Source organism: Gilliamella sp. wkB108, from assembly GCF_001690195.1.
Classification (GTDB): Bacteria; Pseudomonadota; Gammaproteobacteria; order Enterobacterales; family Orbaceae; genus Gilliamella; species Gilliamella apicola_L.
The window spans coordinates 69133-75177 of record NZ_LZGM01000096.1 but is presented as its reverse complement, the minus strand read 5'-3'; the positions used below and the strand labels follow the sequence as shown (position 1 = coordinate 75177).

Sequence of the window (6045 nt, the reverse complement as noted above, 5' to 3'; positions counted from 1 at the left end):
TATGTTAACTAATTTACCTTATTTATCAAAAAATGTCCTCTCAAAAAAATATCTTTACATTTAATTATAATTTTTTTACTTAACATCGAATAAATAACAACAAATTATACCGTTATAAATTAAAACAATGAAAAAATCACCTCATCCAAAATAAAATTGATCTAGATTTAGTGATTTTTAGACAAACGAGATTATTGATTATACAAAGACAATGCTAATCTTTACTTTATTCAAACATACAACTATTAGTTTAGTTAAGATTTGCACTTAGGTACTTGAATTTAAGAACTACAAAAAGTGCTATCAAAATATAACTATTTGACATTACTCATTTTTAAGCGTTATAGTGCTGAGGCTATTTTGTACATCTAAATCGTTAAGCAGTTTTAAAAAGCAGTTTAAACATAAGGGGTGTAAATATGGGTATCTTAAATAATATTTTTTCTAAAATATTTCCAAGCGCTCAAGCAGCAGTGGGCAATGTAACCGATGCAGTGAAAGAAAAAGTCGGCAATATGACAGACAATGCCAAAAATGCAACAAATGATGCAGTTCAAAACCAACAAAATAGCGAAAATAAAACACCAATTTCCGAAGTTGATGTCATGTCAATTTTGGATAACCTAGCCAAGAAATATCCTGAAAAACTTAATTGGAAAACGTCAATTGTCGATCTGTTAAAGTTGCTCGGCATAGATAACAGCTTAGATGCACGCAAAAAATTAGCTAAAGAACTTAATTATACCGGTAATACTGATGATACCGCATCAATGAATGTTTGGCTGATAAAAGAAGTAATGAAAAAAATCGCAGAAAAAGGTGGTAATGTTACTCACCTCTTCTCTTAATTAAACGTAATAAAATAGCTTATAATCCACCTGATAATTAGGTGGATTTTTTTATCTTCATATTGATAAATCAATTATAAAATTGATTTCAACATAAACACTAAGCCTTAAAAGCATGCAATCTATTCATCGCAGCTTCGATACCTTGAGAGAGTAAAATATCAGTACAACTAATTGATTCATCAATTGCCTTATCAATTAATTCTTGTTCCGGTTTAGATGGTTTATTAAGAACATAACCAACCACTTTATTTTTATCTCCCGGATGACCAATACCAATTCTCAATCGATAAAAATTAAGATTATTACCCAATTTACTAGCAATATCTTTTAAACCATTATGACCACCATGACTACCACCAAATTTTAGTTTAGCTATACCAGGATTAAGATCTAATTCATCATGTGCCACTAAAATTTCTTCAGGTTTAATTTGGTAAAACGTTGCCATAGCTTGAACAGCTTTTCCACTTAAGTTCATAAAAGTGGTGGGAACCAATAAACGAACATCATGATTAGATAAATTAATTCTAGAAGTATAACCAAAAAATTTTGGTTCATTTTTTAACGGCTGATGATGCCGTTCAGCAAGTAGATCAACGAACCAAGCTCCGGCATTATGACGCGTTGCTGCATATTCGTTGCCGGGATTGGCAAGCCCTACAATAAGTTTAATTGTTGTCATAGATAGGTATTTACTTCTTTTCGGTTTCTTTTATTTGCTAAAATGCCCCAAAAATGGGGCATTTAATTAGATTAAAGGAAAATGTTAGTAATGAAACATTGCCGAAATGGATTCCTCGTTGCTTATGCGACGAATCGCTTCGGCAAGCATTCCAGATAATGTTAATTGACGAACATTTTTTAATGTTTTGACTTCTGCAGACAATGGAATCGTGTCACAAACAATAATTTCATCAATTGCAGAGTTTTTAATATTACTAACCGCTTTACCTGAAAAAATAGGATGCGTTGCATAAGCAAAAACTCGTTTTGCACCTCGAGCTTTTAATGCATCTGCCCCTTTACAAAGGGTTCCTGCTGTATCAATCATGTCATCAACTAAGATACAATCTCGATCAGCGACATCACCAATAATATTCATCACCTCAGCTTCATTTGCACGTTGGCGTCGTTTATCAATAATTGCCATATCGGTATCATTAAGCAATTTAGCGATAGCTCGAGCTCGTACAACACCACCAATATCAGGAGATACAACAATTGGACGCTCAAAATCTCTTTGTAACATATCTTCTAGGATAACTGGACTACCAAACACATTATCTACAGGTACATCAAAAAAACCTTGTATCTGTTCAGCATGAAGATCCACAGTTAATACTCTATCTACCCCAACTGTTGATAAAAAATCTGCAACAACTTTAGCTGTGATAGGTACTCGAGCTGAACGTACCCTACGATCTTGTCTTGCATAACCAAAATAAGGGATCACCGCGGTAATACGACCAGCAGATGCACGACGCATTGCATCAATCATAACCAGTAATTCCATTAAATTATCGTTGGTTGGTGCGCAAGTTGATTGAATAATAAAAACATCTTCACCACGGACGTTTTCATTTATTTGGACATTTACTTCCCCATCGCTAAAACGACTAACAATGATATCACCAAGGGAAGTATAAAGACGATTAGCTATACGTTTTGCTAGTTCAGGTGTGGCATTCCCAGCAAAAAGCTTCATATCAGGCACGAGAAATCCTCAAGCATGTTATTATGATTACTCACTCGTAATCGGTTAAACTGGAGCGATAATTATATAATCATTTGTAGATCATCCTCAACTATAATATAAAAAATTACCTAATTATTTTATATGTATCGATATAATTATAAAAAAAGAGTATTAATATGTTTTTTTGAGGTGGACTAAAAATCAGGTAAACTAACTCATAAATAGTGACAGTTAATCTTAACCAATCTCATAATACAAGTAGATAACGTAATGAATGAACAATTAAATAATAATGAAGAGATACAATCCAAAAGAACTATTCGTAGTTTCGTCTTGCGCCAAGGTCGTTTAACGAAAGGACAAGAACAAGCTTTAACCACTTTATGGCCTATTTATGGTATTGAATACAATGCCAATTCACCTATCGAGTTTGAATCAAATAGCCCTGTAATATTAGAAATTGGATTTGGTATGGGCGCTTCATTAGTTGAAATGGCTAAACATGCACCTAATCGAAATTTTTTAGGTATTGAAGTGCATAAACCGGGGATTGGAGCTTGTTTAATGGCCATTGATGAGCAGAAATTATCTAATTTAAGAGTAATGTGCCACGATGCTGTTGAAGTACTTGAAAATATGATCCCAAATCATTCACTTGATAAAGTACAAATCTTCTTTCCTGATCCTTGGCATAAAGCCAGACATAACAAACGCCGGATCATTCAACCTAAGTTTGTTGAACTCATTTGGCAAAAACTAAAACAAGGCGGTATATTACATTTAGCCACTGATTGGCAAAATTACGCAGAACATATGCTTGAAGTATTAAATCAAGCTGAACGTTTTACTAATTTATCATCTACAGGTGATTATATTCCAAGACCGAATGATAGACCTATTACTAAATTTGAAAAGCGTGGTCAAAATTTAGGTCATGGTGTATGGGATTTACAGTTTATAAAAAAATAATTACATCAAGGAGACATTATGCCAAATGAAACCATTGAGTTACTTTATCGACATCGTTCTATACGCAAATATAAACCTTTACCGATAAAGCAAGAGCAGCTCTCGCAGATCCTTAGCGCAGCTCAATCGGTTTCAAGTTCTAATTTTCTCCAAAGTTCAACGATTATCCGTATTACCGACACAAATAAGCGTGAAAAATTAGCTCACTATTCGGGAGATCAAAGTTATATTATTCAAGCTCCTGAATTTTGGGTGTTTTGTGCTGATTTTAATAGATTTTATCAGATCGAACCTAATTTACAGTTAGAAAAAGCCGAACAACTTCTATTAGGCTGTATAGACACCACAATTATGGCGCAAAATGCAGTAATTGCGGCGGAATCTCTTGGATTAGGGTGCGTTTATATTGGGGGATTACGCAATAGTATTGATAAAGTGACTGAACTCTTAGCATTACCAAAGTATGTTTTACCTCTTTTTGGACTCTGTTTTGGTTATCCAGATCTCTCTGAGCAACCAGAAATTAAACCTAGGTTACCAAAAGAGTTAGTTTTTTTTGAAAATCAATATCAGCCAATTAACCACAATTTATTAAAACAATACGATGAACAAATGAATAGTTACTACCAACATCGCACTAATAATAAAAAAGTTGGTGGCTGGAGTGATAAAATCGCCGAAATAATCAATCGAGAAAATCGCGATTTTATGTTGGCATATCTTCACAAACAAGGTTGGATCACAAGATAATGAATAATAATTACCAATTAAATAAAGTTGTTGTACTAAGCCGTCATGGCATCCGTACACCATTACTCAATACACTGGAGTTTCTCAGTGAAGTAACACCATATTCATGGCTCAAGTGGGATCACCCTTTTGGCTATCTCACTACACGTGGAGGTACATTAGAATCCTATTTTGGACACTACTTTTCACAATGGTTAGAAAACCACCATATCAAGCTTTCAACTGATAACTCTGAATTGTTTGTTTATGCTAATAGTTTACAAAGAACCGTTGCGACAGCCCAATTTTTTATAGCCGGTGCTTATGCCGGGCAAGATATTGTTATTCATCATAAGTATCCAATAGAAAAAATGGATTCAATTTTTGATCCCAGCTTACGTTTAGATTCAGCTGAATTTAAACAAAAAGTAACTGAGGATATTAATAAAGCTGACGAAACTGAATCAATCTTCAAAAATCTTGCCCCTTCCTTTGAATTGTTATCCGATATACTGGATTATAAACAGTCTAATTTATATGCAAAATATCAGTGTGAATTAGCAGATATCCCGACTGAGTTATATTTAAAGAAAGATGAAGAGCCTGCTCTTCTTGGATCTTTAGCTATTGGAGCTTCTGCGGCTGATGCATTGTTACTACAATATTATTCAGGGTTTCCAAAAGAACAAATCGCATGGGGAAAAATTAATAGCAATGAACAATGGCAACAAATCATCAATATTCGAAATCAATATGTTAATTTGATCTGCCAAACCAAAACATTGGCTAAACATGCAGCAGCTGAATTAATAACCATGATCGACAATTTAATGCAACAAGAGCATCACAAAGTGAATCTACTTGTTGGACACGATAGCAACATCGCATCACTACTAAGTGCTTTAAACTTCAAACATTATCAACTGCCCTCACAATTTGAAACAACACCAATTGGCGGTAAAGTCATCTTTCAACGTTTCCGTCATCAAATATCTGGGCAATACTTTTTTAAAGCGGAGTATGTGTATCCTAGTTTTGAACAACTCCATTACGGACAAGCATTAAGCTTGCTTAATCCGCCTCAACATGTGCAACTTGAGTTAGAAAATGCAACTACAAATAGTGACGGTTTTTATAACTGGACAGATTTTGAAAAACGCCTGAATGTTACTCAACCATAATTAAATTCATTGCTCAAATAATATACTTCCGCTGGTAATTATCAGCGGAAAAAAATCAGTTCACGGTTTTTATACTAAATATCCCATTATTTATATCTAAATACCTTTTTTAATTAAAACTGATGCTTGTAATTTAAAATCGACATGATAGATAGGCTATTTATAGCATAATAATGCTAATTTAACGTTTAAGCACGCTTCTACTAATTCGCCTACTATGACAATAAAACCTAAATTACACCCTAAAATTTGCATAATTGCTTTACCTAAATGTAATCGATTCCATGTTATTTATGTTTTATAGGTTAACGATAATTAAAAAACAAACAAATAATGCTTATTTGTTTAAGCTTCACGATAATTTTCTTTATAAATAGCTTTAACATTGACTTAGCTATAGTCAAATTATCATATTAATATATTAAAACGTTAGTTTAACCTGAAACATTTTAACAACGGAAAGAATACATTTAATGTAATCGATTTCACAAAATGATACATAGATCACTTTTTTAGGTTATTTCTAATGATACTATTTGCATTAATTTATAGCTTTTTATGTTTACTTCAATATGTAAACGATTTTCAAATGATTGTGTGATCGTTTTAAAGCTTAGCA

6 protein-coding genes are annotated in these 6045 nt (G+C 33.1%); 4 read left to right on the top strand and 2 right to left on the bottom strand.

The genetic code is table 11. From position 1 onward, the window contains the following. Window positions 1–419: 419 nt before the first annotated feature. The gene (locus tag A9G11_RS11360) at window positions 420–848 is read left to right on the top strand and encodes a DUF3597 domain-containing protein (protein ID WP_065619728.1); all 429 of its coding nucleotides are present in this window, start codon (window positions 420–422) and stop codon (window positions 846–848) included. 100 nt (window positions 849–948) lie between these two features. On the opposite strand, the gene pth is transcribed toward A9G11_RS11360, so the two are convergent. Together pth and A9G11_RS11350 are read right to left on the bottom strand one after the other, a co-directional pair. After that, a complete protein-coding gene (gene pth / locus A9G11_RS11355) occupies window positions 949–1533 on the bottom strand; it encodes an aminoacyl-tRNA hydrolase (protein ID WP_065619727.1) in 585 nt (194 codons plus the stop codon). Between the two features lie 84 nt (window positions 1534–1617). Continuing rightward, on the bottom strand, window positions 1618–2565 hold the full coding sequence (locus A9G11_RS11350) for a ribose-phosphate pyrophosphokinase (RefSeq protein WP_141674419.1): 948 nt from the start codon (window positions 2563–2565) through the stop codon (window positions 1618–1620). A gap of 252 nt (window positions 2566–2817) precedes the next feature. On the opposite strand from A9G11_RS11350, the gene trmB reads away from it, so the two are divergent. Genes trmB through A9G11_RS11335 form a run of 3 tightly spaced genes read left to right on the top strand, consistent with a single transcriptional unit; the run spans window position 2818 to window position 5426 of the window. Continuing rightward, window positions 2818–3516, top strand: coding sequence for a tRNA (guanosine(46)-N7)-methyltransferase TrmB (trmB, locus tag A9G11_RS11345; protein WP_065619726.1), 699 nt, complete (start codon window positions 2818–2820; stop codon window positions 3514–3516). An 18-nt stretch (window positions 3517–3534) separates the two neighbouring features. Next, the gene (nfsA, locus tag A9G11_RS11340; protein ID WP_065619725.1) at window positions 3535–4266 is read left to right on the top strand and encodes an oxygen-insensitive NADPH nitroreductase; all 732 of its coding nucleotides are present in this window, start codon (window positions 3535–3537) and stop codon (window positions 4264–4266) included. Next, window positions 4266–5426, top strand: a complete 1161-nt coding sequence (locus tag A9G11_RS11335) for a histidine-type phosphatase (protein ID WP_081298547.1) — start codon at window positions 4266–4268, stop codon at window positions 5424–5426. Before nfsA ends, A9G11_RS11335 begins: the two co-directional genes overlap by 1 nt. Window positions 5427–6045: the final 619 nt, after the last annotated feature.

What these genes read in the sequence shown, in the direction of transcription:
- pth (WP_065619727.1), bottom strand. Translation starts at nt 1,533, where the DNA reads ATGACAACAATTAAACTTATTGTAGGGCTTGCCAATCCCGGCAACGAA.
- A9G11_RS11335 (WP_081298547.1), top strand. Translation starts at nt 4,266, where the DNA reads ATGAATAATAATTACCAATTAAATAAAGTTGTTGTACTAAGCCGTCAT.
- nfsA (WP_065619725.1), top strand. Translation starts at nt 3,535, where the DNA reads ATGCCAAATGAAACCATTGAGTTACTTTATCGACATCGTTCTATACGC.
- A9G11_RS11360 (WP_065619728.1), top strand. Translation starts at nt 420, where the DNA reads ATGGGTATCTTAAATAATATTTTTTCTAAAATATTTCCAAGCGCTCAA.
- trmB (WP_065619726.1), top strand. Translation starts at nt 2,818, where the DNA reads ATGAATGAACAATTAAATAATAATGAAGAGATACAATCCAAAAGAACT.